Annotated in this window: 28 protein-coding genes; 12 read left to right on the top strand and 16 right to left on the bottom strand. The window is 64.8% G+C overall.

The genetic code is table 11. The features are described 5' to 3' along the window. Window positions 1-18: 18 nt before the first annotated feature. The 3 genes from IP68_RS06145 (at window position 19) to tatC (ending at window position 1553) form a co-directional block, all read left to right on the top strand. Entirely contained in the window at window positions 19-267 is a 249-nt protein-coding gene (locus IP68_RS06145) for a twin-arginine translocase TatA/TatE family subunit (protein ID WP_054134079.1), read from the top strand. A 69-nt stretch (window positions 268-336) separates the two neighbouring features. After that, window positions 337-738 (top strand): Sec-independent protein translocase protein TatB, encoded by a 402-nt coding sequence (tatB, locus tag IP68_RS20585; protein WP_054134080.1) that lies wholly within the window; start codon window positions 337-339, stop codon window positions 736-738. Next, the gene (tatC, locus tag IP68_RS06155) at window positions 735-1553 is read left to right on the top strand and encodes a twin-arginine translocase subunit TatC (protein ID WP_054134081.1); all 819 of its coding nucleotides are present in this window, start codon (window positions 735-737) and stop codon (window positions 1551-1553) included. Before tatB ends, tatC begins: the two co-directional genes overlap by 4 nt. Window positions 1554-1664: 111 nt before the next feature. On the opposite strand, the gene IP68_RS06160 is transcribed toward tatC, so the two are convergent. After that, window positions 1665-2006: a DUF2282 domain-containing protein gene (locus IP68_RS06160; protein ID WP_054134082.1), complete on the bottom strand. Its 342-nt coding sequence runs from the start codon at window positions 2004-2006 to the stop codon at window positions 1665-1667. A gap of 106 nt (window positions 2007-2112) precedes the next feature. Between IP68_RS06160 and tgt the strand changes: the two genes are divergently transcribed. Continuing rightward, window positions 2113-3255: a tRNA guanosine(34) transglycosylase Tgt gene (gene tgt / locus IP68_RS06165; RefSeq protein WP_054134083.1), complete on the top strand. Its 1143-nt coding sequence runs from the start codon at window positions 2113-2115 to the stop codon at window positions 3253-3255. 16 nt (window positions 3256-3271) lie between these two features. On the opposite strand, the gene IP68_RS20780 is transcribed toward tgt, so the two are convergent. Further along, window positions 3272-4867 (bottom strand): sensor histidine kinase, encoded by a 1596-nt coding sequence (locus IP68_RS20780; protein ID WP_082382165.1) that lies wholly within the window; start codon window positions 4865-4867, stop codon window positions 3272-3274. Next, a complete protein-coding gene (locus tag IP68_RS06175; RefSeq protein WP_054134085.1) occupies window positions 4867-5106 on the bottom strand; it encodes a NepR family anti-sigma factor in 240 nt (79 codons plus the stop codon). The genes IP68_RS20780 and IP68_RS06175 overlap by 1 nt, the downstream gene beginning before the upstream one ends. A gap of 253 nt (window positions 5107-5359) precedes the next feature. Here IP68_RS06175 and IP68_RS06180 point away from each other — a divergent pair, with 253 nt between their 5' ends. Both IP68_RS06180 and IP68_RS06185 read left to right on the top strand, forming a co-directional pair. Next, the gene (locus tag IP68_RS06180; protein ID WP_054134086.1) at window positions 5360-6172 is read left to right on the top strand and encodes a response regulator; all 813 of its coding nucleotides are present in this window, start codon (window positions 5360-5362) and stop codon (window positions 6170-6172) included. Window positions 6173-6322: 150 nt separating this feature from the next. Next, entirely contained in the window at window positions 6323-8326 is a 2004-nt protein-coding gene (locus IP68_RS06185; protein WP_054134087.1) for a S9 family peptidase, read from the top strand. Window positions 8327-8404: 78 nt separating this feature from the next. Here the strand turns inward: IP68_RS06185 and rpsD are convergent, their stop codons facing one another. After that, on the bottom strand, window positions 8405-9019 hold the full coding sequence (gene rpsD, locus IP68_RS06190; protein WP_054134088.1) for a 30S ribosomal protein S4: 615 nt from the start codon (window positions 9017-9019) through the stop codon (window positions 8405-8407). A gap of 228 nt (window positions 9020-9247) precedes the next feature. Between rpsD and IP68_RS06195 the strand changes: the two genes are divergently transcribed. Then, complete coding sequence (locus tag IP68_RS06195; protein ID WP_054134089.1) at window positions 9248-9559, top strand: chorismate mutase; 312 nt, start codon at window positions 9248-9250, stop codon at window positions 9557-9559. A 33-nt stretch (window positions 9560-9592) separates the two neighbouring features. Beyond that, complete coding sequence (locus IP68_RS06200; protein ID WP_197275741.1) at window positions 9593-10102, top strand: GNAT family N-acetyltransferase; 510 nt, start codon at window positions 9593-9595, stop codon at window positions 10100-10102. Between the two features lie 34 nt (window positions 10103-10136). On the opposite strand, the gene IP68_RS06205 is transcribed toward IP68_RS06200, so the two are convergent. From IP68_RS06205 to IP68_RS06240, 8 genes are all read right to left on the bottom strand, one after another. Continuing rightward, window positions 10137-11204: a TrmH family RNA methyltransferase gene (locus IP68_RS06205; RefSeq protein ID WP_082382166.1), complete on the bottom strand. Its 1068-nt coding sequence runs from the start codon at window positions 11202-11204 to the stop codon at window positions 10137-10139. Next, a complete protein-coding gene (nrdR, locus tag IP68_RS06210) occupies window positions 11204-11665 on the bottom strand; it encodes a transcriptional regulator NrdR (protein ID WP_054134091.1) in 462 nt (153 codons plus the stop codon). The genes IP68_RS06205 and nrdR overlap by 1 nt, the downstream gene beginning before the upstream one ends. 17 nt (window positions 11666-11682) lie before the next feature. Continuing rightward, window positions 11683-11907, bottom strand: coding sequence for a hypothetical protein (locus IP68_RS06215; RefSeq protein WP_054134092.1), 225 nt, complete (start codon window positions 11905-11907; stop codon window positions 11683-11685). 3 nt (window positions 11908-11910) lie between these two features. Next, on the bottom strand, window positions 11911-13221 hold the full coding sequence (glyA, locus tag IP68_RS06220; RefSeq protein WP_054134349.1) for a serine hydroxymethyltransferase: 1311 nt from the start codon (window positions 13219-13221) through the stop codon (window positions 11911-11913). 35 nt (window positions 13222-13256) lie between these two features. Then, on the bottom strand, window positions 13257-13703 hold the full coding sequence (gene rpiB, locus IP68_RS06225) for a ribose 5-phosphate isomerase B (RefSeq protein WP_054134093.1): 447 nt from the start codon (window positions 13701-13703) through the stop codon (window positions 13257-13259). A 192-nt stretch (window positions 13704-13895) separates the two neighbouring features. Next, entirely contained in the window at window positions 13896-15353 is a 1458-nt protein-coding gene (locus IP68_RS06230) for a S41 family peptidase (protein ID WP_054134094.1), read from the bottom strand. 55 nt (window positions 15354-15408) lie between these two features. Then, window positions 15409-15966 (bottom strand): isoprenylcysteine carboxyl methyltransferase family protein, encoded by a 558-nt coding sequence (locus IP68_RS06235; RefSeq protein ID WP_054134095.1) that lies wholly within the window; start codon window positions 15964-15966, stop codon window positions 15409-15411. Beyond that, window positions 15963-17066: a type III polyketide synthase gene (locus IP68_RS06240; protein WP_082382167.1), complete on the bottom strand. Its 1104-nt coding sequence runs from the start codon at window positions 17064-17066 to the stop codon at window positions 15963-15965. Before IP68_RS06240 ends, IP68_RS06235 begins: the two co-directional genes overlap by 4 nt. Before the next feature lie 127 nt (window positions 17067-17193). Here IP68_RS06240 and trxB point away from each other — a divergent pair, with 127 nt between their 5' ends. After that, entirely contained in the window at window positions 17194-18159 is a 966-nt protein-coding gene (trxB, locus tag IP68_RS06245; RefSeq protein ID WP_054134097.1) for a thioredoxin-disulfide reductase, read from the top strand. Window positions 18160-18436: 277 nt separating this feature from the next. Then, a complete protein-coding gene (locus IP68_RS06250; protein ID WP_054134098.1) occupies window positions 18437-19522 on the top strand; it encodes a phytanoyl-CoA dioxygenase family protein in 1086 nt (361 codons plus the stop codon). A 63-nt stretch (window positions 19523-19585) separates the two neighbouring features. Here IP68_RS06250 and IP68_RS06255 read toward each other — a convergent pair whose 3' ends face one another. From IP68_RS06255 to IP68_RS06270, 4 genes are read right to left on the bottom strand one after another with little or no spacing between them, the layout of a single operon-like run. Next, window positions 19586-20407 (bottom strand): hydrolase 1, exosortase A system-associated, encoded by an 822-nt coding sequence (locus tag IP68_RS06255; RefSeq protein WP_054134099.1) that lies wholly within the window; start codon window positions 20405-20407, stop codon window positions 19586-19588. Further along, window positions 20404-21099: a hypothetical protein gene (locus IP68_RS06260; protein ID WP_054134100.1), complete on the bottom strand. Its 696-nt coding sequence runs from the start codon at window positions 21097-21099 to the stop codon at window positions 20404-20406. The genes IP68_RS06255 and IP68_RS06260 overlap by 4 nt, the downstream gene beginning before the upstream one ends. Beyond that, window positions 21096-21380, bottom strand: a complete 285-nt coding sequence (locus IP68_RS06265; protein WP_054134101.1) for an acyl carrier protein — start codon at window positions 21378-21380, stop codon at window positions 21096-21098. Before IP68_RS06265 ends, IP68_RS06260 begins: the two co-directional genes overlap by 4 nt. A gap of 54 nt (window positions 21381-21434) precedes the next feature. Then, window positions 21435-22493 carry a GNAT family N-acetyltransferase gene (locus IP68_RS06270; protein WP_082382196.1) on the bottom strand — a complete coding sequence of 353 codons (1059 nt, stop codon included), beginning with the start codon at window positions 22491-22493 and terminating at the stop codon, window positions 21435-21437. Between the two features lie 42 nt (window positions 22494-22535). Here IP68_RS06270 and IP68_RS06275 point away from each other — a divergent pair, with 42 nt between their 5' ends. Next, window positions 22536-24074 carry an acyl-CoA ligase (AMP-forming), exosortase A system-associated gene (locus tag IP68_RS06275; RefSeq protein ID WP_054134102.1) on the top strand — a complete coding sequence of 513 codons (1539 nt, stop codon included), beginning with the start codon at window positions 22536-22538 and terminating at the stop codon, window positions 24072-24074. Next, the gene (locus tag IP68_RS06280) at window positions 24071-25297 is read left to right on the top strand and encodes a pyridoxal-dependent decarboxylase, exosortase A system-associated (protein ID WP_054134103.1); all 1227 of its coding nucleotides are present in this window, start codon (window positions 24071-24073) and stop codon (window positions 25295-25297) included. Before IP68_RS06275 ends, IP68_RS06280 begins: the two co-directional genes overlap by 4 nt. Window positions 25298-25309 lie beyond the last annotated feature (12 nt).

Below are 25309 nucleotides of genomic sequence, written 5' to 3' on the forward strand. Positions count from 1 at the left end.
GCCTTCAGGAGATTTGCCATGGGATCCTTCTCCCTGATGCACTGGGTTATTGTGCTGATCATCATCGTCCTGCTGTTTGGCGGCGGACGGATTTCGTCAATAATGGGCGATGTCGCCAAGGGCATCAAGAGCTTCAAAAAGGGCATGGCCGAAGATGAAGAGCCGGTGCAGCCCAAGCGCCCCGTCGCGCAGATCGAAGCTCCGCCCGCGCGCACGATCGACGGAACTGCCACCACAACACCCAGCGAAGAGCGCAAGCCGGGCTGATCATGGCCTGTTGTCCCGATCGGGTTCAGCACGTGCCGATGGCAGACAGCGTAAAGGCGTGACCATGTCATGTTAGACATCGGATCGACCGAATTGCTGATGATCATCATCGTGGCGATCGTCGTGATCGGCCCGAAGGATCTGCCGCGCGCGCTGTACAAGGTCGGCCAGGTCATCGGCAAGGCCAAGGGCGTCGCGCGCCATTTCCGTACCGGCATCGATGCCATGGTCCGCGAGGTCGAGCTCGAGGAAATGGAGAAGAAGTGGAAGGCGGACAATGAGCGGATCATGCGCGAGCATGCCGCGCCGCAACCCGCTTCGGCCACGCCTGTAGCCGACCCTGCTGGCGTGATGCAGCCGCTCGCGGCTCCACACGTGCCTGAGGTGACAGCTGCATCCGATGCGCCGGTGGCCAGCGCAGATGTCCCTGCGACCGCGCAGGGCTTGCCCGTGACGGAAGGCGAGCGATGAGCGAGCCCGAAGACGAGATCGACGCCTCGCGCGCACCCTTGCTCGATCACCTGATCGAGCTGCGCCAGCGTTTGGTGCGTTGCGTCGTGGCGCTGCTGCTGGCGTTCGGCGTCTGCTTCTATTTTTCAGAGCACATTTTCTCGTTCCTCGTCGTCCCGCTCAAGGAAGCGTTCGGTGACGGCAACGGGCGGCTGGTGTACACCAAGTTGTACGAGGCATTCTTCGTCCAGGTGAAGGTGTCGATCTTCGCCGCCTTCTGCGTGTCCTTCCCGATCATCGCCAACCAGATGTGGGCGTTCGTTGCGCCGGGGCTGTACCGGCAGGAAAAGCGCGCGCTCTTGCCATTCATCCTCGCCACTCCGGTGCTGTTCACGGCCGGCGCGGCGCTGGCCTATTATGTCGTGATGCCGACCGCCTTCCATTTCTTTCTGCAGTTCCAGGGGGAATCGGGCGGGCTTGAGGTCGAGGCGCTGCCCAGCACCGATGCGTACCTTTCGCTGGTGATGCAGTTCATCCTGGCCTTCGGGATCAGCTTCCTGCTGCCGGTGCTGCTGATGCTGCTCAACCGCGCCGGGATAGTTTCGCGCGCGCAGCTGGTGAGCATGCGGCGCTACATGATCGTCGCCGCGTTCATCGTCGCTGCGGTGCTGACCCCGCCCGATGTGGTCTCGCAGCTGATGCTCGCGATACCCTTGGTGCTGCTCTACGAGATTAGCATCCTGGCAATCTGGTTCACCGACCGCAAGGCCGCGAAGGCCGCACCGGCGGAGGCGGAGGAGGCCCTGCCCGAAGCGCAGTCGGAGCCGGCCGAGTAGGCTCCACTTCCGTCATTCCCGCGAACGCGGGAATCCCGCTATTGGGCCAAGGGTGAAAGAAAGCGTCACCCCCGTGTGCTCGGGGGTGAAGATGGACTCCCGGGGACAAGTTCACCCTTTCACAGGCACCGGCGGATCGTTGTCCGCGACCTCGGTGAGCGATCCGCCCATCTTTTCGCATTCGCCCGCTTCGGTGAACTTCCAGGCATTGCCCTGATAATCGACCGACGAGGTGCCCGCACAGCTGGTGCCGGGGCCCGCTGCGCAATCATTCTGCTTGGCAAGCGCGATGCCATAGCATTTCTCCTGCGCGGCCAGCTCGGTCGCGGCCTTGTCGATCGCCTTGGCGCTGGTTTCTTCAGGTGTTGCCGGCTTGTCTGCCGAGCATGCGGAAAGCGAGGCGGCGGCGATCAGCGCCGATGCAAGCGCGGTGAGCGGGAAATTCTGGGACATGAAGACAGGGCTCCTGCTGGCCGGATAGCATTGCCATCGCTCGCATAACCGCCGCGAATCGTCAAACCTTTGCCGATGCATATCAAACCGGCTAGAGCGCGCGGCCATGACGCAAACCGCCCCCAGATTCGCCTTTTCGATTTCCGCCCGCGATGGCAAGGCGCGGACGGGCGAGCTCGCCATGCAGCGCGGCACCATCCGCACGCCCGCCTTCATGCCCGTTGGCACCGCCGCGACGGTCAAGGGGATGAAGCCTGCCGAGGTGCGCGCGCTGGGTGCGGACATCATCCTGGGCAACACCTATCACCTCATGCTGCGTCCGGGCGCCGAGCGCGTGGCGCGGCTGGGCGGGCTGCACCGTTTCATGGACTGGCCGCACCCGATCCTCACCGATTCCGGCGGTTATCAGGTGATGAGCCTGTCCGCGCTCACCAAGACGACTGAAGAGGGAGTCGCCTTCCGCAGCCATCTCGATGGCTCGCGGCACATGCTCAGCCCGGAACGCTCGATGGAGATCCAGCGGTTGCTGGGATCGGACATCGTGATGGCATTCGACGAGCTTGTCCCCACCACCGCGACGCGCGAGGTTCAGGCCGCTGCGATGGAGCGCTCGATGCGCTGGGCGCGCCGCTCGCGCGAAGGGTTCGACAGCTGCACCGAGCACGCCGGGCGCGCCGCGTTGTTCGGTATCCAGCAGGGCTCGCTCGACGAGGGCCTGCGCCGGCAATCGGCCGATGCGCTGCGCGATATCGGGTTCGACGGCTATGCAATCGGCGGACTTGCGGTGGGCGAGGGGCAGGAGGCGATGTTCGGTGTGCTCGATTACGCACCCGGCCAGCTGCCCGATGATCGCCCGCGCTACCTGATGGGGGTGGGTAAGCCCGACGATCTGGTCGGCGCGGTCGAACGCGGTGTCGACATGTTCGATTGCGTGCTGCCCACGAGATCAGGCCGCAACGGTCAGGCGTTCACCTGGGACGGGCCGGTCAATATCCGCAACGCGCGCCATGCGGAGGATCAGGCGCCGCTCGACGAGGCGTGCGGCTGCACCGCGTGCACGCGCTTCAGCCGGGCCTATCTCCACCATCTGGTGAAATCCGGCGAGATGCTGGGTGCGATGCTGATGACCGAGCACAATCTGCGCTTCTATCAGGATCTGATGGCCGGGATGCGGCTCGCGATCAGCGAAGGCCGCATGGCGGCGTTCGGCGAGGCGTTCCGCGCGCGCTATTACGCCAAGGGCACTTAACCGCCGGTCCCGCAGCTTACGACTTGGCCGGAACGAACACCGGGACGGCGATCGCGATGCTTTCGAACGCGGTGTCGCGCTCCAGCGGTGCGCGCAGTTGGCGGGCAAGACCGGTCATCACCCGGTCGATGCCATCGGCGAGCATCTCTTCGAGCAGCGGGTTGGGACCAAGTGCGGGCGAGGCGATGCGCAGCTTGATCCGCGTCGGGTCATCGGGCAGCGGCTTGGCGGAAATCCGCACCGGAGCCTCGGGGCGGGTGAGATGGATCAGTTCGAGGATCTCGGTGAGCAGGAAGGCAATCGGAACGCCGACATCCTGGCTGACATGCATGTTATCGATATCGACCACGATATCGGGACCATCTGCTGCAGCAGCGTTGCCCGCATGTTCGAAGCTGCCCGCCAGCTCGCCGACCAGCGCGCGCAGATTGATCCCCTCGTTGCGCTCGGTTCCCGCAAAATGGTTGCGATGCACAACCGCGAGCGCATCGACCCGGCGCTGGATCTTGCCATAGGCCAGCTTGGCCTGATCCGAATCGGCGGTGCGCGCGTGCAAGTTGATGAGGCTGGCGATGATCTGCAGGTTGTTCTTGACCCGGTGGTGGACCTCGCGGGTCAGCATGATCTGCTGCTTGAGCCCCTCATCGAGTGCTTCGCGATCAACCGAGACCTTGTGCGCAAGCGTCACGAAGCCCTGGTCCAGATCCTGAATCTCGCTGGCGTTGAACGCGGTGCGCGCCATCGGCACCAGCCGTTCGCCGGTTTCATACTGGCGAATCTTGCGTTGCAGCTGGGTCAGCGGCGCGATGAGCATGAAGTTCACCACCAGCCAGCCGATGCCTGCGGCCGCCAGCACGGTGATGAACGGAATGATCTGCGCGAGAAATTCCGGCGGGGTCTGCTTGGGGCGCACGAACCTGAGGTCGAGGTTCAGACCCGCGACGTCGCCTTGCGCGGTCATTACCGCATTGAGCCTCCGCTCCCAGTTGGTGGGGATGCGGGTGAGCGGCAGCACCTGCTGGGGGCTGCGAAGATCGAATTGCGACAGCGGCACATCATCGACCGGGTCGGCCAGCTGCAGCATGCTTTCGGCAGGATAAAAGGCCAGCGCCCGCGCGACCGAGACGCGGCCCCGCGTCGCGAAGATCGCGCCGTTGGCCTGCGGCACCACAAGCGCGCCGGGGGTCGAGGCATCGCCGCCCGCTTGGCGCAGCGCCTGGGGGATCGCGCCGACCTGGCATGCAGGCGGGCTGGTGGTGCTGGAATAGAGCAGGGCTGCAAATCGGGTCTGTTGCGGACCCAGTTGCTCGCGCAGGTTGAGGCAGATCTTGGCGGGGTCTTCGCCGAGCGCGATCTGCGAGGCCGCTGCGCTCAGTATCGCCAGATCGTTCTGGATGGCGGCACCCAGCCGCAACGCGGCATCGTCGACATTTTTCTGGAGCAGCCGGTTACGTTCTTCGGTTGCGGTTTCGGCAAGGCTGCGGTTGGCCACGACCGCGCCAAGCGCCAGCGGCAGCAGCGCCACCGCCATGATCAGGAACAGCCGGGTGCCGATCGACAACCGCGCCAGTGGAGCAAAAATCGGGAAGCTAGCCCTTGGGGTGCTGGCCATTACTTCAGCTGCTTGAGCAGATCCAGAAAATCGTCCGGAATGTCCTCTTCCAGCGTGCGCTGGTACACCGACTTGAGTGCGTCACCGATGACGTGCGATTTGCCGTCCTCGGGAGCGGGGGGCCTGTCTTCGCCATCCGACACGCCATCGGCAGAGCGCGGCTCGACCACATTTGGCCTGCCACCTTTGCCGGGCTGTTCGTCGCCGGACTGATCGTCATTGTCACGATGCACGAGCATCCCATCCCGCCTGTTGAATATCGTCCCGAAATGGGGCTTAGCAAGCCGTCCAACCCCTGCCAAGCCCGCAAAATTCTGCGGGATCACGCATAAACGTCTCAGAGGAGGAAACAAACTGCGGCGAGGATTGTTCCTTGCCTGAGGTTCTGTTTATCGCCTTTCCCTCACCGCTGTCATTCGCGTCGACCCAATTTTGACACCGGGTGCCAAAGGCAATAGATACGAGCGCCATCCGATGAAGGAGTTTCAATACATGTCCCTGGGCCAGACGCTCGCTCCCCACCTTCCCCTCCTGCGGCGCTACAGCCGGGCTCTGGCTGGCGATCAGCACCATGGGGATGCCTATGTGAAGGCAACCCTGCAGGCGATCATCGCCGCGCCGGACCAGTTCCCCAGCGACGTCGATGCGCGGCTGGGCCTGTATCGCGTGTTCCAGGTGATCTGGAGTTCGACCCATGACGATCGGCTCGAATCGGACAGCTTCGATGCCTATCCCGATGCCGACGACGACGCCCGTCGCCTGCTGGCCGAGCAGCGGCTGGGTCGCATTCCGCCATTGTCGCGTCAGGCGCTGCTGCTCACCGCGATGGAAGGCTTCTCCAACGCCGACACCGCCTATCTGATGGGCCTGGATGACCGCACCGTCTCCGGACTGGTCAACGAGGCGCTCAGCGAGATCGACAGCCAGATCAAGGCCAAGGTGCTGATCATCGAAGACGAGCCGATCATCGCGATGGACATCGAGACGATCGTGCGTGATCTGGGCCATGATGTCACCGGCATCGCGGTCACCCGCGACGAGGCGGTCGAGCAGGCGCGGCTGCACAAGCCCGGGCTGGTGCTCGCCGACATCCAGCTGGCCGATGACAGCTCGGGCATCGATGCGGTCGCCGACATCCTGCGCGAGATCGAGGTTCCGGTGATCTTCATCACCGCGTTTCCCGAGCGCCTGCTCACCGGCGAGCGCCCCGAACCTGCGTTCCTCATCACGAAGCCCTTCCACCGCAACACAGTGCGCGCAGCGATCAGCCAGGCACTGTTCTTCTTCGATGCGGAGACGGTGTAATATTCATCCCCCAAAAATAGGGGATTTATTTTCAACTCATCGAAAAGGCGGGCTTCGGCTCGCCTTTTTTATTGCCCTGCGCCGACAAACCGGGACATCTTCTTGTCTGCTGCGATCACCACGCAAAGTGGGAAAAATTAGGGGGTGGATATGTCGACTGCGAACCGCGGAACCTTGATTGGTGTTGCCATGGGAGCGGCTTTGGCCTGGCTCGGTGTGCCGACGATCGCCCAGGCGCAGGCCGCCGCCCCGGATCTTGCGCGAATCATGGGGTCGCGCCCCGAGGTCGAGGATGCCAGCCTGTCGCCCGATGGGACCAAGCTTGCCTATCTCGCGCCGGTCAACGGCCAGGGCTCTGTGCTGATGGTTGTCGACCTGTCCCGCGAGGATCGCCCGCAGCGCGCGGTGTTCAAGGCGGATGGCGAGCCCAACCGGATGACGTCGTGCAACTGGACGGGCAATACCCGGCTGCTGTGCAGCATCATCGCATCGGTGATGGTCGACAACCGCGCGACCTATGCCACCCGTATGGTCGCGGTGGATGCGATCGGCGGAGACGCCAAGGTGATCGATGTCCGCCGGGGCGGGGGCGAGCGGCTGGGGCTGGCCCTTTATGGCGGCGATGTCATCGACTGGAATCCTTCGGACGAGGGACATGTGCTCATGGTCCGCGATTATGTGCCCGAAACCAGCATCGGCACCCGGCTGGCGCAGGAGAAGGAAGGGCTGGGTGTCGATCTGGTCAACACCCGCACGCTGGCCGCAAGGACGGTGGAGCAGCCCGATCTGGGGGCGATCGAGTTCATCTCTGACGGCTATGGCAAGGTCCGGATCAAGGGCTCGCGGTCCGTTCGCGATGGCTATGTGATGGAGGGCAGGCGCTATTTCTATCGCACCCCGGACAGCAAGGCCTGGGTCGCGATGAGCGTGGTGGATGCAAGCCGCGAAGGCTTCGACCCGCATGCGGTCGATGCCACCGCCAACCTGGCCTATGGCCTCAAGCGGCTCGATGGCCGGATGGCCGCCTATAGCATGGCGCTCGATGGTTCGGGCAAGGAGACTTTGGTCTTTGCCCATCCGCAGGTCGATGTCTCGGGCTTCATCCGTGTCGGGCGGCGCAACCGCGTCATCGGCGTGCGCTATGTCACCGATGTCGCGCAGGTGCATTATATCGATCCGGATATCGCCGCGATGACCAAGGCGTTGTCCGGCGCGGTGCCCGATCTGCCGCTGATCCGCGTGGTCGATACCTCAGAGGACGAGCGCAAGATGCTGATCTGGGCGGGCAGCGACACCAACCCCGGCGCCTATTTCCTTTTCGACCGCGATGCGCGGACGCTGGGCAATCTGCTCGCGGTGCGCAGCGCTCTCGATACCATCCCGCTCGCGAAGATGGAGCCGGTGCGCTACCGCGCGCGCGACGGCGTCGAGATCCCCGGATACCTCACTTTGCCGCCGGGCAAGGCCAGCGCTGCGGGGCTCCCCGCCATCGTGATGCCGCATGGCGGCCCCAGTGCGCGCGACGAATGGAGGTTTGACTGGCTGGTGCAGTTCTTCGCGCTGCGTGGCTATGCCGTGCTGCAGCCCAATTTCCGCGGATCGGCGGGCTATGGGAGCGACTGGTTCCAGCGCAACGGGTTCCAGAGCTGGCAGACAGCGGTCGGCGACATCAACGATGCCGGGCACTGGCTTGTCAGCAACGGGGCTGACGCCAGGCGATTGGCGATCTTCGGCTGGTCCTATGGCGGTTATGCCGCACTCCAGTCCAACGTGATGGAGCCCGAGCTGTTCAAGGCAGTGGTGGCGGTTGCCCCGGTGACCGATCTGGAGAAGCTGAAAGCGGACCGGCAGGGCTGGTCGGACTTTGTCCAGGTCAGCCGCTATGTCGGGTCGGGCCCGCACATCAAGGATGGTTCGCCCGCGCGCAATGCCGAAGCGTTCAAGGCGCCGGTGCTGATGTTCCACGGCGACATCGACCGAAATGTCGATGTGGGCCACGCGCGGCTGATGGATTCGCGGTTGCGCAGCGCGGGCAAATCGTCCGAGCTCCACATCTTCGAGGATCGCGACCACTATCTGGAAGACAGCGTCATCCGTTCGAAGATGCTCAGCACCAGCGCAGAGTTCCTGGAAAAGACCCTTGCGCTGCCCTGAGCACGAACGGCCTGACGGCAAACAAAAAAGGCGGGCCGCTGTGGCCCGCCTTTTCGTGTTTCGGTCGGTTGAAACCGATCAGCGCGAATAGAATTCGACGACCAGATTGGGTTCCATCTTCACCGGATACGGCACTTCGTCCAGCGTCGGAACGCGGGTGAAGGTGATCTTGTCGGTGCCGTCGGGTGCGACGTAATCGGGGATGTCACGCTCGGCCAGGCCCTGCGCTTCGATGACCAGAGCCATTTCCTGCGCCTTCTTGCCCAGCGACACGACGTCGCCCGGCTTCACCTTGCGCGATGCGATGTTGCACTTCACGCCGTTGACGCGGATGTGGCCGTGGCTGACGATCTGGCGAGCCGAGAAGATGGTCGGTGCGAACTTGGCGCGATAGACGACCATGTCGAGGCGCTGTTCCAGCAGACCGATGAGGTTCTGGCTGGTATCGCCCTTCATGCGGCTGGCTTCGGTGTAGTTCTTCTTGAACTGCTTTTCGGTGATTTCACCGTAATAGCCCTTGAGCTTCTGCTTGGCGCGCAGCTGCAGACCGAAGTCCGAAACCTTGCCCTTGCGACGCTGGCCGTGTTGGCCGGGACCATATTCGCGCTTGTTGACGGGAGACTTGGGGCGGCCCCAGATGTTCTCGCCCATGCGGCGGTCAATTTTGTACTTCGAACTGTTACGCTTCGACACGTGTGTTTCTCCAATTTGCTGCCTGATAAATCGGGCGGATCCGGCCAGCTATGCGGCCAGGTTTGTCCCGGGTTCGCGCCATGGAGCCGAACATGCTCCATGCGGCCGCTGCTTCACCGGGGGTGCAGGGCCAATTGCGAAGCGCGGCCTATGGCGACATGGGTGCAAAGAGTCAACCCGCCGCTCACCGCCTCGACATGCCGGGTTCGGGCGATTATGCGGGGAGCCATGTCAGACACCATCACATCGCCCGAAGACTGCATGACCATGACCGACGTCCGCGCGGGCGTAGATGCGCTCGACCGGGAGCTGATCGCGCTGCTCGCCACCCGATTCGGCTATATGCGCGCGGCGGCCCGGATCAAGCCCGAACGCGGCATGGTGCGCGACGAAGCGCGCAAGGCGCAGGTCATCGCCCAGGCCAAGGCCGCCGCGTTCGACGCTGGCGTGCCCGTGGGGCTGGTCGCCGATTTCTGGGAGCGGCTGGTGGAAGCCTCGATCGCGTATGAGGGCGAGCATTGGGAGCTGCTGCGGCGGTAGGGGGCCAGAACCAGAAGGGAGGATGACGGGATGATGTCGACTGTTCCCACACTGGAAACCGAACGCCTGATCCTGCGAGCACCGCGGGCATCGGACTTTTGCGTCTATCGCGACTTTTTCGCGGATGCCGAAGCTTCGGCAGCCTATGGCGGCCCGCTGGAGGCGGACCGTGCCTGGAGAGTCTTGGCGACCGATCTCGGCCACTGGCTGCTCAGGGGCTATGGACGATGGTCGGTGGTGGAAAAGGCGAGCGGCACGATGATTGGCGGCTGCGGGCTGTGGTGGCCAGAGGGCTATCCCCGTTCCGAGCTGACGTGGTGGATCATTCCCGAGGCGCGGCGGCACGGTTATGCGCTCGAGGCATCGAAGGTAGCGGTGCGCTTCGGCTATGAGGCATTGGGTTGGCCGTTGGTGGAAACCCATATGAACGACGATAACGTCGCAGCGCGCAAGCTTGCCGAAAAGCTGGGCGGCACCGTTATGGGCCGCGAACGGTTTCCCGATGGGCTGACCCGTAACATCTACGCCCTGCCAAGGCCTTGAGCGAGCCGCTACATCCTTTGGCGGCCAACAACCCCTAGACCGGCTTGCGCTTGTCCTTCGCCAGCGTACTCAGTACGCCCCGGAAAGTGCGCACCTCGTTGCTGTTCCATTGCGGCTTGGTCAGCAGGTTGCGCAGCGTCCGCCGCGTCATCGAGGCGCGGCCTTCGGGGAAGAAATAGTTCTTCGCCTCGAGCATGGCGCACAATTGCTCGAACATGCCGTCGAGCTCTTCCATCGGCGCGGGCGGGTCGAGCTCGACTTCGGTGGGGGATGACACCGCATCGCCGCCGCCGGTCTTGGACCATTCATACGCCACCAGGATCACCGCCTGCGCAAGGTTGAGCGACCCAAACTGCGGGTTGATCGGCACGGTGAGGATGGCCTGCGCGATGGCGACATCCTCGGTCTCCAGCCCCGAGCGCTCGGGTCCGAACAGAATCGCGCTGCGTCCCGGGGCGCTGACGATCTGGCTAGCGGCGACCGCGGGCGTCACCACCGGCTTGGTCACGCCGCGCTTGCGCACGGTGGTCGCATAGACATGGTTGCAGTCGGCGACCGCGTCGGCGACCGTCTCGAACACCTGCGCCTGTTCGAGCACGATGTCCGCTCCAGAGGCCGCCGGGCCCGCGCTGGGATTAGGCCAGCCATCGCGCGGGGCGACCAGCCGCATTTCAGTGAGCCCGAAATTGAGCATCGCGCGCGCGGCTTTGCCGATGTTCTCGCCCAGTTGCGGACGCACCAGAATGACGATGGGCTTGCGCAGGTCGCCTGGCGCCGCGTCCCTTGCAGACTGCAGGTTGCGTGCCGCCTTCGCCTTGCCCAGCAGCATCTTGCGCGCGCGTTCTGACAGCGCGCCATAGTCCTGCCGGATCAGCGCTTCCTTCTTGGCGCGGCTCCAGCCCTTGATCTGCCTGTCGACTGCCTGCGCATTATCGGCGGTGGCAAAATCTTCGCTCCACACCAATTCAACCGGCTGGCGCGCCTTGGTGTAGCCGGGGACGGCACCTGCCTGATGTGCGGCGACATCGGCGTCCAGATTCTCGCCATGGCCGACGAAATACGATCCATCGCCGCAGCGCAGCATATAGGTGAAATAGGGCATCAGGCGCCGCCAACATCTTTCACGGTGCTGGCGAATTCCTCGAAGTCCTTGGCTTCGCTGAAATCGCGATAGACCGAGGCGAAGCGGATATAGGCGACGCTGTCGAGCATGCGCAGCCCATCCATCACCATCCCGCCGATATCGCGCGAATGCACCTCGTTCTCGCCCGATGTCTCGATCTGGCGCTGGATGCCCGAGACGAGCTGGTCGATGCGCTCCTGGTCGATCCCGCGCTTGCGGCAGGCGACCGCGACCGATTTCTCGATCTTGGCGCGGTTGAACGGCTCGCGGCGGTTCTCGCTCTTGATCACCATGATGTCGCGCAGCTGGATGCGCTCAAACGTCGTGAACCGCGCGCCGCAGCTTTCGCACTGCCGCCGACGGCGGATCGCCGCCCCGTCTTCGGTGGGGCGGCTATCCTTGACCTGACTGTTTTCGTGCGCGCAAAAGGGGCATCTCATCGGTCAGCTCAAGCCCTTCAGGGACGCAGGCGCTTGTAGAGCATGAAGCCTGCGCCGACCGCCAGGCCGATGGGCCAGCTGACGACCGGCAGCAGCGCGCCGGCAACAGCACCCACTGCGCCTGCGGTCAGCACCGGCTTGGTTGAAGGGTGCGCCATGCCCTGCTTGGCCATGCCGACGATTTCTTCGCGCGCATCGGCGATCAGATCGCCACCATTATTGGGGTCATCAGGGTTTTGCATGGCTCAAAGCTCCGGATAGATGGGGAAGCGGTCGCACAGGGCTTCGACGCGGATACGCACGGCGGCCTCGACTTCAGGATCGCCATGTTCGCCCTTCTGGCGCAGGCCTTCCAGCACGTCGGCGATCATGTCACCGATCTCGCGGAATTCGGCAACGCCAAAGCCGCGCGTCGTGCCTGCAGGGCTGCCGACGCGGATGCCGCTGGTCTTGGTCGGCGGCAGCGGATCGAACGGGATGCCGTTCTTGTTGCAGGTGATGCCTGCGCGCTCGAGCGCCTCGTCGGCGTCCTTGCCGGTAACGCCCAGCGGACGCAGATCGACGAGTGCCAGATGCGTGTCCGTGCCGCCAGCGACGAGGTCGGCGCCGCGCTCCTTGAGGCGGCTCGCCAGCGCCTTGGCGTTGTCGATCACTGCGCGCGAATAGCTCTTGAACTCAGGCGTCAGCGCTTCCCCGAACGCCACCGCCTTGGCGGCGATGACATGCATCAGCGGGCCACCCTGCAGGCCGGGGAACACCGCCGAGTTGAGCTTCTTGGCGAGTGCCTCGTCATTGGTCAGGATCATGCCGCCGCGCGGTCCGCGCAGTGTCTTGTGCGTGGTGGTGGTGGCAACATGCGCGTGCGGGAAGGGCGAGGGGTGCACGCCTGCTGCGACGAGGCCGGCAAAGTGCGCCATGTCGACCTGGAAGAACGCGCCCACTTCGTCGGCGATCGCGCGGAACTTGGCGAAATCGATGTGCCGCGGATAGGCCGAGCCGCCGGCGAAGATCAGCTTGGGCTTGTGCTCGAGCGCCAGGCGGCGGACTTCGTCATAATCGATGAGGTGCGTGTCGGGGGTCACGCCATACTGGACGGCGTTGAACCACTTGCCCGACATCGCGGCGCGCGCGCCGTGCGTCAGATGGCCGCCGGCGTCCAGCGACATGCCAAGGATGGTATCACCCGGCTTGATCAGCGCCAGCAGCACCGCACCATTGGCCTGCGCGCCCGAATGCGGCTGGACGTTGGCATAGGCGCAATCGAACAATTTGCAGGCGCGCTCGATCGCCAGGCGCTCGACATCGTCCGAAGGCTCGCAGCCCTGATAGTAACGCTTGCCGGGATAGCCTTCGGCGTATTTGTTGGTGAACACCGACCCTTGAGCCTCGAGCACCGCCTTGGAGACGATGTTTTCCGATGCGATCAGCTCGATCTGTTTCTTCTCGCGGCGCACTTCCTTGGCGATGGCAGCGGCCACGGCAGGATCGGTGAGCGCAAGGCCTTCGCTGAAAAAGCCGGAGGATCGGATTTCGTTGATCGCAGTGTTGGTGGACATGACAGGCTCCATCGGGGACTTGAATTGAGGGTATATCAGGCCGGGGTCAGCTTGGCGACGCGGCGTTCGTGACGGCCACCTTCGAACGGGGTGGCAAGAAAGGTGGCGAGACAATCCTTGGCGGTATCGATCCCGATCAGCCGCGCGCCCATCGCGATGACATTGGCATTGTTGTGCTGGCGCGACAGGCTGGCCGAAAGATGATCGGAGACCAGTGCGCAGCGGCAGCCTGGATTGCGATTGACCGCGATCGAGATGCCGATGCCCGATCCGCACAAGGCGACGCCGAATTCGGAGCCGCCCGCGGCAACATGACCCGCAAGCTTGAAGCCGTAATCGGGATAATCGACGCTGTCGGCGGTGTCCGGCCCCAGATCGGTCACGCTGTGCCCCTGCTCGGTGAGCCATGCGGCCAGCTCTGCCTTCAGGCCCACGGCGGCATGATCGGAGGCGAGGGCGATAGTGCGGGGCGTTTGCGTCATCTTCAGGTGCGATCCGGATCAAGGCGTGATGGGGGCGATTCCCGTGATGGCCGCTATCTAGGCGAGCGTGCGGCACGATGCCACCAGTGATTGTGGTTGGGTGGCAGTTTTATGACGGGTGTGGGGGCCGATCGTCTTCCTGCAGTCCTCGCAGCGGAGCCAACAGGGAGGGTGCGTTAGGGGAGAGGGGCGTCAAAACAGCCCGGGCACCTCGCGCTGCGCAGGTGTCGGTGCGGCGGGGATCAGGAGTTCGCGCTCGAACGTGATCTGGCCGCCTTGCGATTGGCCGGTCAGCCCACCGGCAGCGCTGCTCTGCCCGATTGCGGTGCAGCTGCGCCCGGCGAGGAAATCGAGCGCGCCGCGGATCGAGGCTTCCTGCGGATCGCCCAGCGGCCGCGTCAGGTCGTCCGCCGCCTGGCAGCTGACATCGAGCGTGCTGGCAAGGCCGTTGAAGTAATCGCCTGCGCCGCGCACATTGACCGAGGTGAACGCCACGACGCGGACGCGGTCGTCACAGGCGCTGCGGTCCAGCGCGATCTGGCCGACCGGTTTGCCGAAGGTGTTGCTGCCGATCAGCGCCAGGTTGCGGTTGTAATAGGGCGCAAGGCTGTTGATCACCAGTTCGCTGGCGGACGCGCTGGCGCTGGTGCCGATAAACGCGATCTTGACCGGGCTCACCGATTCCGCCCGCGGATTGAAGAAGGTGTTTTCGTTGCGCGAGGATTTGGAGGCGCGGAAGCGCACGCCCGAGAACAATTCGGCGCTGGTGCGGTTGCCGCCCAGCAGATCGCCCAGCAGCTCCGCGGTCGAGATCAGCCCGCCGCCATTGTAGCGGAAGTCGACGATGAACTCTGTGACACCCGCCGCGCGGAAGCTGCGGAACGCGTCGCGCAGCGGCGCGTCCGCTGCCGAGATGAAGGTGCGCAGGTTGAGATAGCCGATCTGGCGTCCGCCGTCCTGGATAATGCGCGCGCCATAGCGGCTGGAGACTGCGGGCAGATCGAAATCGGCCTTGGTGACGCTGACCTCGCGCGCTACCCCGCCGCGCGCCATGCGCAGCATCCGGGTGGTGCCTGCGGTGCTGGGACCCAGCGCGGTGGTGATTCCGCCGGACCCTTCCGCCGCGAGGATGTCGCTGACGCTGCGCAGGTTGCTGCTGGCTGTGCCGATCGCGAGAATCTCGTCGCCGCGATCGATTCCGGCGGTCAGCCCCGGCGCACCTTCGAAGCTTTCGCTGATCAGCACGCGGCGCCCGGGGGTGTCGATCGAAAGGCGGATGCCGATCCCGGCGGTCGCGCCGGTGGTGTTGAAGGCGTTTTCCTCGGCGATCGAGGTGACGAAGGTGAAGAACCGGTCCTTGCCCTGCGCGCGCGCGGTGGCGGTGAGCGCGTCGATATAGCCTTGCACCGTGGTGAAGCTGGCCGGGTTGGCGCTGGTCACCAGCAGCTCGGGGAACAGATACCATTCGTTGAGCACGTCGCGCGCGAAGGCCTGGCGGTTTTCCAGCGAGCAGGTGGGGCTTGGCGCGGGCGTCGGGGTGGGGGCGCCAGCGACCGCAGTCGGGCCGGGTGTGGGCGAACTGCCGCCACCGCCGCCGCACGCGCTCAGCAACAGGGCGCAACTGGCCAGCAGGCCGATGATATGGCGCATCAAAACCCTCTCATCGCGATCCGTCGAGCGCCCGATCCTAAGCGCATCGTCGCGATCAGGCGACAGGTTTTTGGCGCTCCCGGCGGGCCAGCGCGACGTTCTCGGTGCGGATGCGGATGAACAGGATGCCGAAGTTGAGCACGGTCCACAGCGCGGCGATCTGGACATGGCCGAAGATCAGCGGAATGGTCAGGATCTCGAGCGTCACCACCCAGTAATTGGGGTGCCGGACGAGGCGATAGGGGCCGCCGGAAATGCGCGGGAAATCGGGCGAGGAGATGATCCGCGTGGTCCAATAGGGGCCGAGAGTCGCCAGCACCCACAGCCGCGCGATCTGCAGCAGCGCAAACACGATGAGCAGCGGCCACAGCATCGGCGCATCGGGCCGGGTGCTCAGCCACAATGCGAGCAGGAAGCTTGCGTGGATGCCGACCATCAGCGGATAATGCGACCGGCCATGCTCGGTCGCGCCACGCGCGAGCAGCCTTTTGGTGTTGTGCTGGGCATAGACAAGTTCGAGCAGGCGCTGCGCGGTGAGCAGCGCGAGCACGACCCAGGCCGCCGCCCAGCCGGGTTGCCACATATAGGGTGCAAGCTCGCTCATCTGCATCATCGGTGCAGCACTCCCATCGCGCCGGTAAAGCCCGGTCCCAGCGCGGTGAGAAGCAGCGGCCCGGACTCGCCCTTGGCCAGGATGCGCTCGAGCACGAAGTGGACCGTGGGCGAGGACATGTTGCCGTGATCGGCGAGCACCGCGCGGGTCTGAACAAGCCCGCCCGGCAGGTCATCGAAATACGCCTCGAGCGCATCGATCACCTTGCGTCCGCCGGGGTGGCACGCCGGTTCGGTCAGTGCCGCCTTCTCCAGCCCGGCTTGCGCGAGAAAGCCATCGACCACCGGCGCGAATTCGCTGGCGACGAATGCAGGAAGATCGCGCGACAGGATCAGCCCCAGCCCCAGAGTGTCGACATCCCAGCCCATCATCGCGCGGCTGTCGGGCCAGGTGTGCTGGGCGAAATGCCCCAGCGCAGGGCCGTCGCCATCGGCGGTGAGCACGATCGCGCTGGCGCCATCGGCGAACAGGGTCGAGGCAATGATCGCCTTCTTGGTGAGGTCGCCAAAGCGGAAGGCGAGCGAGCACAGTTCGAGCGTCAGCAGAAGCACGCACCGCCTGGGGTCCGCACGCACCAGATCGCCTGCGACCTGCAGCCCCAGAACTCCGCCCGCGCAGCCATAGCCGAACAGCGGCAGGCACATCACATCGGCGCGAAACCCCATGGGGTTCAGCATCTGGCTCGCCATCGAAGGTGTCGCAATGCCGGTGGACGAGACGCAGACGATGGCATCAATCTGGTCGGGGGCCAGCCCGGCCTTTGCCAGCGCGGTGTTTGCTACCTCTTCGAGCAACTGCTGCCCGGCGGCGAGATACAGCGCGTTGCGCGCCCCGAAATCGGGTGGGCCGAGATACTCTTCGGGCGCCTGCACGATCGCGCGGCTGTTGACGCCCGTGCTATCATAAATGGCCGCAATCCGCGACGGCAGCCCTTGCGGCAGCGCGCTGGCGACGAAATCGCGCACCTGGTGCTGGGTGATGGCAAAGGACGGGACGCCCGTGGCGATGGACTGAATGCGGGGAAGCATCGCGCCTAGGTGGCCACGGCCTGCCACCTTGGCAAGCGAATTGATGGGCAGCACCGGAATCATGCTTGGCATCGCCGCTGCAAATTGCTTTAGCCTCGGTCCAACATATTCTTGTGCGGCAGCCCGGCGCCGTGCCTCTTGCGGCCGGTGCAGCCGCAGGCCACATGCCGGGCTCGCAATTCATCAGAAGGCTCTTGCCATGACCAATACCGTCCAGACCCGCATGCTGATCCTCGGCTCAGGCCCCGCCGGCCTCTCCGCCGCGATCTATGGCGCGCGCGCAGGGCTCAAGCCCATCGTCGTACAGGGGCTGCAGCCGGGCGGGCAGCTCACTATCACCACCGATGTCGAGAACTATCCCGGCTTCCGCGACGTCGTGCAGGGGCCGTGGCTGATGCAGGAAATGCAGGCGCAGGCCGAGCATGTCGGAACCACGATGATCTACGACACCGTCGTGTCGGTCGACCTGTCGCGCCGCCCGTTCCGGCTGATCGGCGATGGCGGCACCGTGTACGAGGCGGAAACTTTGGTGATCGCCACCGGCGCGCAGGCCAAGTGGCTGGGCGTCCCGGGCGAGCAGGAGCTGGGCGGCAAGGGCGTTTCTGCGTGTGCAACGTGTGATGGCTTCTTCTATCGCGGCAAGAAAGTCGCCGTGATCGGCGGCGGCAACACCGCGGTCGAGGAGGCGCTCTATCTCACCAACCATTCGGACAATGTGACATTGATCCACCGCCGCGATTCGCTGCGCGCGGAAAAGATCCTGCAGGAGCGCCTGTTCGCCAACCCCAAGATCAGCGTTCTGTGGAACAAGGGCGTCGAACGCTTCGTCGGCGGCGGCCAGCCGCACGGGCTGGTCGGCATTGACCTGAAGGACACCGTGACCGGCGAGACCTCGCACCTCGCGGTCGACGGCGGCTTCGTCGCAATCGGCCACGCGCCTGCGACCGAACTGTTCAAGGGCCATCTCCCGCTCGACCGCGACGGCTATATCGAAGTGACCCCGGGCACGCCGTTCACCAGCGTCCCCGGCGTGTTCGCGTGCGGCGACGTGATGGACAAGGTCTATCGCCAGGCGGTCACCGCGGCCGGCACCGGCTGCATGGCCGCGCTGGATGTCGAGCGGTTCCTGGCCGAAGCGGACTTCGAGGCGATTGCGGCGGAGTAAGCTGCTCTCCCTGCGGCCGTCCGAATCCCGCTTGTGCAATACCGTTGCGTAGGAGCGTCACCCCCCGCTTTCGCGAGGGTGGCGACATTGGCTGGTGGCGGGAACGGGATGGCATCGATCGCTGTGGAAATTTGCGCCTGATCATACCCGTTTAACCAGATGTAGAAGCTTGTGCGCCCATAGAACGGCCTGGCTCCAAATCCCCCAACACGGCCAAGCATGCATGTGATCGGCAAGGCCATCCGGGGAACTAGGGATCAAGGCAAGGCAGGCTCGCATGAAAGAATTCAGCGTTTCCAACGATACGTCCGCGTTCGAAGTCCCTGCGGTTCTCGATGAAAATGGCAGGCTCGCGGATCATTGCGCCCGCCAGGCCGTGACGATCATGGACACGCACGGCCTGGTCATCCTGACCGGCCTGCTTTCGGATGACGAAGCGGATGTCGGCCTCGAGCTGATCAGCCAGACCATCGAGGATCCCGATCGCAGCCAGTGCTCCTTCGCCAGCGAGACGGACAACCGGTATCTGCGCCGCGACTTCTGCTCGCTACCCTCGACCCCGCGTGTCACGAGCTTTGCCGCCACAGTGTGCCAGCGTGTCGAGGGCGTTGTCTCGGAATATTGTGGTCGGTCGCGTCCGGTCCTCGAAATCGCGACATTCACCAGCTATCTGGGCTCATCGCATCAGTATATCCACCGCGACCCGGCCGGCGTGATCAGCCTTTTTGCTGCCGTGGAAGATGTCTCCGAGCAGCAGGGCGGAACCGTGTTCGTGCCCGGCACCCATATGTACGGCGGTGCCGACAACAACCATGATGGCAGGGCCTATGAGTGGATGGAGCTGTTCCGGACGCAATGCAATTACCGGATCCTGTGGCACAATCTGAGAAAACTGTGGGGCATGCGCAAGGCCGATCGGGCCGCTCTGGCCCCCGGTGAATTTCGCGACCGTGTGTTTTCGACCAAATGGGATCAGCACCAGCCAAATCTGTTGCGCTTCGTCTTGGGGAAGAATTCCCAGTTCAGTCTTCGCATGCTCGGTCCGCGCAGATTGTGGAAGCTGTATCGCAACCGGCAGGCGCTCGATGACCTGTTCTCGCTGGTGCAGACCGCACCGCGCAAGGGAACGGTCATTCTCTATCGCAGCGATCTGCTCCATGCCGGGCCCGACAACCGGTCGCCGCACGCGCGGCGGATCTTCGGCATGAGCATCGCGCGGGACATCATAGACCCCAAATACTGGCACGACGGGTATTCGCCGCACCCCAGCCTGACCGATCGGCCCCTGAGTTTTGGCGATCTGCTCGATTCCGCGCCGCTCCCGGCGCCGTCCCAAAGGGTGGAACACCGCCTGAGCGCATAGGCGGATTGACTGCCATGGCTATGCCTGCGGCTGAGCATCACGCACCCGGATGAACGGCGTTTTCTAGGTCAACGCTTCCAGGATCCGCTCGCGCAGCCACGCCTTGTCGCCGGCGGACGCGAAGCTGTGCGAGCCGCTGTCGAGGCGCGCCATCGTGATGCCGGCATTGGCGCGCGCGGCGGCGAAGGGGGCACTGTCCCAGTGCTCGAGGAACCACATCGCGGTGCGGTCATGTTCGGCGACGAGCAGCTTCGCCGGGACCGGCATCTCCGCCAGCGCTTGTCCCAGCTTTGCTGCCAGCCCGGTGACCTCGGTCTTCGCCGCGGCCTGACGCAGCCCGCGCACCAGCTTGCCGATGTCGACCCCGCCGCTTGCCAGCCGCCACAGTTCGCGCGGGTTTTTCAGCTTGGCGAGGTAGCGGCTGCGGATTGCGCCTGCGGTCATCGTGGCGGCCGCTTCGGCCTCGTCCGGCTCGTCGCTCTCACTCTCGAGCGTCCACATGTTGGCGAGCACCAGCGCGTCGATCCCCGCCGCCGGGCCGTAGAGCGCGAGCGCGCTCGCAGCATCGCAATTGCCGAATGCCACCAGCCGGGCGAGCGACGGGACGCGGGTGCGCATCGCCCGCACCGCGGCGGCGATGTCGTCGGCGCTGGATTCAAAACCGGCGTTTTCGCCACTGCTGTCGCCGATCCCGCGCCGGTCGTAGCGCATCACCGGGTAGCCCGCAGCAGCGACGGCTGCTGCCAACGCCGCCATCCCGGCATGCGCGCCCGAGCGGATTTCGTTGCCGCCGCTGACGATCAGCAACCCGGTGGTGCCGTCGGCTTCGTCGAGCGTCGCGGTAAGAGTGTCGCCTGCGCAATCGAAGGTAAAATGCCGCCTCATCCGCGCATCCACGCTGCGATATCCTGCGCCATCGCCGCCGCCATCGCGGGATCATGCGCGGGTTCGGCGCGAAGCCACAGCGGCGCGCCTGTTATGCGGCCATCTGCATCGAGCGGATCATCGGCAAAGCGCACCAGCTGGATCGCGCTGCTCTCCGAAGGCGCGGCGCTGTCGAGTTCGCGGACCATGCAGGGCGACAGGCTGTTGCCTGCCAGTTCGATCCCCGATGTGCGCGCGGTTTCCATCAGCGCCTCGCTGCTGCTGGTGATTCCCGCCTCGCGGTCGGAGGCGATGCGGGTGCGCAGCATCGTGCGCAGCAGCTGCCCGCCCTTGACCGGGGCCATCCGCCAGCGGGGCAGATCGCCCAGAGCACCGTCAATCAAAGCGCCGCCGCGCAACGACGCGACGTGGGTGACGGGGCCAAGCTGCTCGGCACAGGTGATCAGCGCCGCCTGCCACAGACTGATGCTGGCGGTTTCGAGCGCAACCAGGCTTTCGTTGCAGCCGGGCAGGTCGGGTAAAAGGCTGGCAATGCCAAGGTCGCCGAGCAACCGCCCGCATTCCACCATCAGATGGCGCACGCGGTTGGCCTCGTCGAACAACGGCGGCAGGATCAGCAGCCTCGGCGCGTCATCCGGCCCGAAGCGCAGGCACAGTTCGTCGTTGCCGTCGAACCGATAGCTCGCGTTCACGCGGTGATCTTCGCCCGCGCGAAATCGACCAGATTGCCGAAATTCTCGAACAGCTCGCCATCGACCTCGTCATCCTCAATCAGGATGTCGAGCCGGTCTTCCATTTCGGTGAGCAGCCCTGCCACCGCCATCGAATCCAGCTCGGGCAGCGCGCCGAACAGCTCGGTATCGCGGTCGAACCCGCTCACCTGGTCTTCGGACAGGCCCAAAATGTCGCGCAGCACATTGCGTACCACGCGCTCGACGGCGTCGTTCTGACCGTTGGTCTGGATATCGCTCACATGTCCCTCGCTGGCCGTGCAACCCACGGCTCCCCCGGCCGCTGGTGTGCGGCCTTAGTCCTTCCCAAAACGGGCGGCAAGTCCCGCCATGCGATGCTTCGCCAGATAGGGCCACGCCAGAGGCGCCTTGGGCCACAGCATTTCAAGGCGATAGCGCGGGCGGACATCCTCCATCCAGTCGCGCTTGTAAGGGTCGCTGCCGGTGCCGAAATCGACCAGATCGACATGATCGGTGTCGATCACATGGCTAAACAGCGCATGGGTGAGCAGCGTGCCGGGCGAGGCCTTGATGTGCCGTTCGTCGTGCGCCAGCTTATGGATATAGGCGGTGCCGTTCTCGACCGTCCAGAACTGTGCCGCGACCGCCTGCCCGTCGATGCTGGCGATCCCCATGCGCAGCCGCCCTGCCTCCGCTTCGCGCGCCGCCAGCCAGCGCAGGAAATCGGGGTTGCCCTCTTCGGGCTTCCAGCTGCGCGCATAGATCGTCTCGTAGTCGAGCCAGCTGCCCGCGTTGAACACGGTCTCGATGCGCAGATCGACCACGCCCTTGTTGCCCTTGCGCTTGACGGTGGAGCGCAATTGCCCGGGGCGGGTTGCCCAGTATTCGTCGAAGCTGCGGCCATCGAGGTGGAGCACATGGTTCTCGTCGCACGGGGTTTTGCTCACCAGCCATCCGGCGGCGGCAAAGGTCTCGGCGATCAGGCTGGCAGAGCCGTCCTCGTCGGGTACGGGCGACAGGACGATGCGATGCGTTTCGCGCGGCAGGCGGCGCGCGGTCCGCTCGAGCAGAGCGCGGCGGCGCGACGCATCGGGGTTGCCGCCAAACACCGGGCGCCAGATGAAACTGTACCAGTTGGCCATGGCCAGCATGCCGGCGCGCCCGTTGTCGATGAGGTAGAGCTTTACCGCGTCGCCATCCTCGGCGGCATAGGCGATGTGCGGTGCCTGCGCGGCGAGGCAGTGGCGGTGCAATCCGTCGAACCACAAGGCGCGGTCGAACAGCCCGGTGCGCCGGGCCGTGCGCTGGCCGGTGCGATCCGCATCACAGCCTCCAGAAACCCGGTGCGCTATGCCGGGCTTCGGGTTATCATGATATTCATCATTCAAAGTCATGAACCCCATGATATTGCATCTCTCTCTTGAACCAGGCCGTTCGTGATTTCTCTCGATCCCACTCCGCAACCGCTTGATCATCTCGTCCTGCGCGGCGTCGGCCGGGCCGATGCCCTGGTGCTGCGCGAGGAGACACTTAGCTACGACATCCTAAATTTGCGTATCGGTTTGCTTGCCCATTGGTTAACCGCGTTTCGGCTGGCCCATGGCGACCGGATCGCCACCTGGCTGCCCAAGAATGAGACCACCTGCCTGATGCCGCTGGCGGCGGCAAGGGCGGGTGTGGTCCACGTGCCGATCAACCCGGTGCTCAAGCGCGCGCAGGTCGCGCATATCCTGGGCGATAGCGGCGCGCGGATGCTGATCACCAACCGCACCCGCATGAACTCGCTGCTGCCCAGCGACGTGCCCGAGGATTGCCTGGTCATGGAAGACGAGGAGGCGATGGAAAAGTGGAAGGAGGGGGAGATGAGCGCGCACCCCTCGCACCGCGATCCCTCCGATCTCGCCGCGATCCTCTATACTTCGGGCTCGACCGGCAAGCCCAAGGGGGTGATGCTGACCCACGCCAACATGTGGCTGGGGGCGCTGAGCGTCGCGCATTATCTCAAGCTCAAATTCTCCGACCGCACCTTGTGCGTGCTGCCCTTGAGCTTCGACTACGGGCAAAACCAGCTGCTTTCGACCTGGGCTGCGGGCGGCGCTGCGGTGCCGCTCGACTATCTGATGGCGCGCGACGTGATCAAGTCGTGCGCGCGGCACGCCATCACTACGCTGGCGGCAGTTCCGCCGCTCTGGACGCAACTCATCGACTACACCTGGCCCGAAGAGGCCGTCGCCAGCATGCGGCGGCTGACCAACAGCGGCGGAGCGCTCAGCCCGGCGCTTGTCAAGCGGCTGCGCGGCATTTTTCCTTCCACCGACATATACGCGATGTACGGCCTGACCGAGGCATTCCGCTCGACCTATCTCGATCCCGATCTGATCGACGACAACCCGACCTCGATCGGGAAGGCGATCCCGTTCGCAGAGATCCTGGTGGTCAACGATGCCGGGCAGGATGCCGCCGATGGCGAGGAAGGCGAGCTGGTCCACGCAGGGCCGCTGGTCGCTCAAGGCTATTGGCAGGACGAGGCGCGCACCCGCGAGCGGTTCAAGCGCGCGCCTGCATTCTCTCATTATGGCGGGATGGCGGTGTGGTCGGGCGATCGGGTGCGACGCGATGCCGAAGGTTTGCTGTACTTCGTCGGTCGCCGCGATGCGATGATCAAGTCCTCGGGCAACCGCATCAGCCCGGCGGAAATCGAGGATGCAGCGACATCGACCGGATTGGTGGCCGAAGCGGTTGCCCTGGGCGTCCCCGATCCGCAGCTCGGTCAGGCGATCCTGCTGCTGGCACGTCCGGCGCTGGTGCCTCGCCCTGAGGCGCTGGTCGACGACCTGCTCATCGCGCTGAAAAAGGAGCTGCCCGCGTTCATGCTGCCCAAGATCGTCGAACTGCGCGAGACCTTCCCCAAGAACCCCAACGGCAAGATCGACCGGGCGCTGCTCGTCGCCGAGATCGAGGAGCGTTTTTCATGAAGCCTTTGGGCCCGATTCCCGCTGGCTTTGCGAGCGTCGATGGCGAACTGGCGGTGCAGGGCATCGCGGCGAGCGACCTGGTCGAACGCGCCGGCGATACGCCGTGCTTCGTGTATTCGTCGGACATGCTGCGCGCGCGGGTCGCCTCGCTGCGCGCCGTGATGCCCGATCGGCTTTCGATCCATTACGCGATGAAGGCCAACCCGTTTGCGCCGGTGCTGGAGCTTATGGCCTCTCTGGTGGATGGCATCGACATCGCGTCTGCAGGTGAGCTTAAGCTCGCGACTTCAGCGGGCATGGACCCTGCCAACATCAGCTTCGCCGGACCCGGCAAGCGCGACCGCGATCTGGAAGCGGCGATCGCCGCCGGTGTCACGCTCAACCTCGAGTCCGAAGGCGAAGCGGATCGCGCGCTTGCGATCAGTGAACGTATCGGGGTGCAGCCACGGCTGGCGGTGCGGGTGAACCCGGACTTCGATCTGCGCGGATCGGGGATGCGGATGGGCGGCGGCGCCAAGCCGTTCGGGATCGATGCTGAGCGGGTGCCCGCGCTGGTGCGGCATATCTTGGCTGCGGGCGCGCATTGGCGGGGCTTTCACATCTTTGCCGGATCGCAAGCGCTCGATGCCGATGCGATCATCGAGACGCAGGGCAAGACGCTCGATCTGGCAGCCCAGCTTTCCGACGCGGTCGGGCACAGCCCTGAGCATCTCAACCTCGGCGGCGGCATGGGCATTCCCTATTTTCCGGGCGATGTGCCGGTCGATATCGCCAAGGTCGGCGCGGCGCTGGCCGAGCGGTTCGCCGATCTGCCCCCGGTGCTGGCCGACACCCATTTCGCGATGGAGCTTGGCCGCTGGTTGGTGGGTGAGGCGGGCGTGTACCTGACCCGCATCGTCGACAAGAAGAACAGTCACGGCGAGCTGTATCTGGTCACTGATGGCGGATTGCACCACCAACTCGCCGCCAGTGGCAATTTCGGTACCGTGGTGCGGCGCAACTATCCGGTGGCGATCGCCAGCCGCTTCGATGCGCAAGCCTCGGAAGAGGCCAATGTCGTGGGCTGCCTGTGTACCCCGCTCGACCGGCTGGCGGACAAGGCGCTGCTGCCAGAGGCGCAGGTCGGCGATCTGGTCGCGGTGTTCTGTGCCGGAGCCTATGGTGCGACAGCGAGCCCGGCGGATTTCCTGGGCCATGGCAAGGCCCCCGAGCTGCTCGTCTGATTCAGGCTGATT

Origin of the sequence: Blastomonas sp. AAP25, from assembly GCF_001295965.1 — a bacterium.
Taxonomy (GTDB): domain Bacteria; phylum Pseudomonadota; class Alphaproteobacteria; order Sphingomonadales; family Sphingomonadaceae; genus Blastomonas; species Blastomonas fulva.

Bases quoted from the DNA above. Each gene is read 5' to 3' on its own strand.
- IP68_RS06185 (WP_054134087.1), top strand. From the start codon at position 6,323: ATGTCGACTGCGAACCGCGGAACCTTGATTGGTGTTGCCATGGGAGCG.
- rpiB (WP_054134093.1), bottom strand. From the start codon at position 13,703: ATGACGCAAACGCCCCGCACTATCGCCCTCGCCTCCGATCATGCCGCC.
- IP68_RS06250 (WP_054134098.1), top strand. From the start codon at position 18,437: ATGAAAGAATTCAGCGTTTCCAACGATACGTCCGCGTTCGAAGTCCCT.
- nrdR (WP_054134091.1), bottom strand. From the start codon at position 11,665: ATGAGATGCCCCTTTTGCGCGCACGAAAACAGTCAGGTCAAGGATAGC.
- IP68_RS06215 (WP_054134092.1), bottom strand. From the start codon at position 11,907: ATGCAAAACCCTGATGACCCCAATAATGGTGGCGATCTGATCGCCGAT.
- IP68_RS06280 (WP_054134103.1), top strand. From the start codon at position 24,071: ATGAAGCCTTTGGGCCCGATTCCCGCTGGCTTTGCGAGCGTCGATGGC.
- IP68_RS20780 (WP_082382165.1), bottom strand. From the start codon at position 4,867: ATGGCCAGCACCCCAAGGGCTAGCTTCCCGATTTTTGCTCCACTGGCG.
- IP68_RS06180 (WP_054134086.1), top strand. From the start codon at position 5,360: ATGTCCCTGGGCCAGACGCTCGCTCCCCACCTTCCCCTCCTGCGGCGC.
- IP68_RS06160 (WP_054134082.1), bottom strand. From the start codon at position 2,006: ATGTCCCAGAATTTCCCGCTCACCGCGCTTGCATCGGCGCTGATCGCC.
- trxB (WP_054134097.1), top strand. From the start codon at position 17,194: ATGACCAATACCGTCCAGACCCGCATGCTGATCCTCGGCTCAGGCCCC.
- IP68_RS06175 (WP_054134085.1), bottom strand. From the start codon at position 5,106: ATGCTCGTGCATCGTGACAATGACGATCAGTCCGGCGACGAACAGCCC.
- IP68_RS06145 (WP_054134079.1), top strand. From the start codon at position 19: ATGGGATCCTTCTCCCTGATGCACTGGGTTATTGTGCTGATCATCATC.
- tgt (WP_054134083.1), top strand. From the start codon at position 2,113: ATGACGCAAACCGCCCCCAGATTCGCCTTTTCGATTTCCGCCCGCGAT.
- glyA (WP_054134349.1), bottom strand. From the start codon at position 13,221: ATGTCCACCAACACTGCGATCAACGAAATCCGATCCTCCGGCTTTTTC.
- IP68_RS06195 (WP_054134089.1), top strand. From the start codon at position 9,248: ATGTCAGACACCATCACATCGCCCGAAGACTGCATGACCATGACCGAC.
- IP68_RS06255 (WP_054134099.1), bottom strand. From the start codon at position 20,407: ATGAGGCGGCATTTTACCTTCGATTGCGCAGGCGACACTCTTACCGCG.
- IP68_RS06200 (WP_197275741.1), top strand. From the start codon at position 9,593: ATGTCGACTGTTCCCACACTGGAAACCGAACGCCTGATCCTGCGAGCA.
- IP68_RS06230 (WP_054134094.1), bottom strand. From the start codon at position 15,353: ATGCGCCATATCATCGGCCTGCTGGCCAGTTGCGCCCTGTTGCTGAGC.
- tatB (WP_054134080.1), top strand. From the start codon at position 337: ATGTTAGACATCGGATCGACCGAATTGCTGATGATCATCATCGTGGCG.
- IP68_RS06205 (WP_082382166.1), bottom strand. From the start codon at position 11,204: ATGCCCTATTTCACCTATATGCTGCGCTGCGGCGATGGATCGTATTTC.
- IP68_RS06240 (WP_082382167.1), bottom strand. From the start codon at position 17,066: ATGCCAAGCATGATTCCGGTGCTGCCCATCAATTCGCTTGCCAAGGTG.
- IP68_RS06270 (WP_082382196.1), bottom strand. From the start codon at position 22,493: ATGACTTTGAATGATGAATATCATGATAACCCGAAGCCCGGCATAGCG.
- IP68_RS06235 (WP_054134095.1), bottom strand. From the start codon at position 15,966: ATGATGCAGATGAGCGAGCTTGCACCCTATATGTGGCAACCCGGCTGG.
- tatC (WP_054134081.1), top strand. From the start codon at position 735: ATGAGCGAGCCCGAAGACGAGATCGACGCCTCGCGCGCACCCTTGCTC.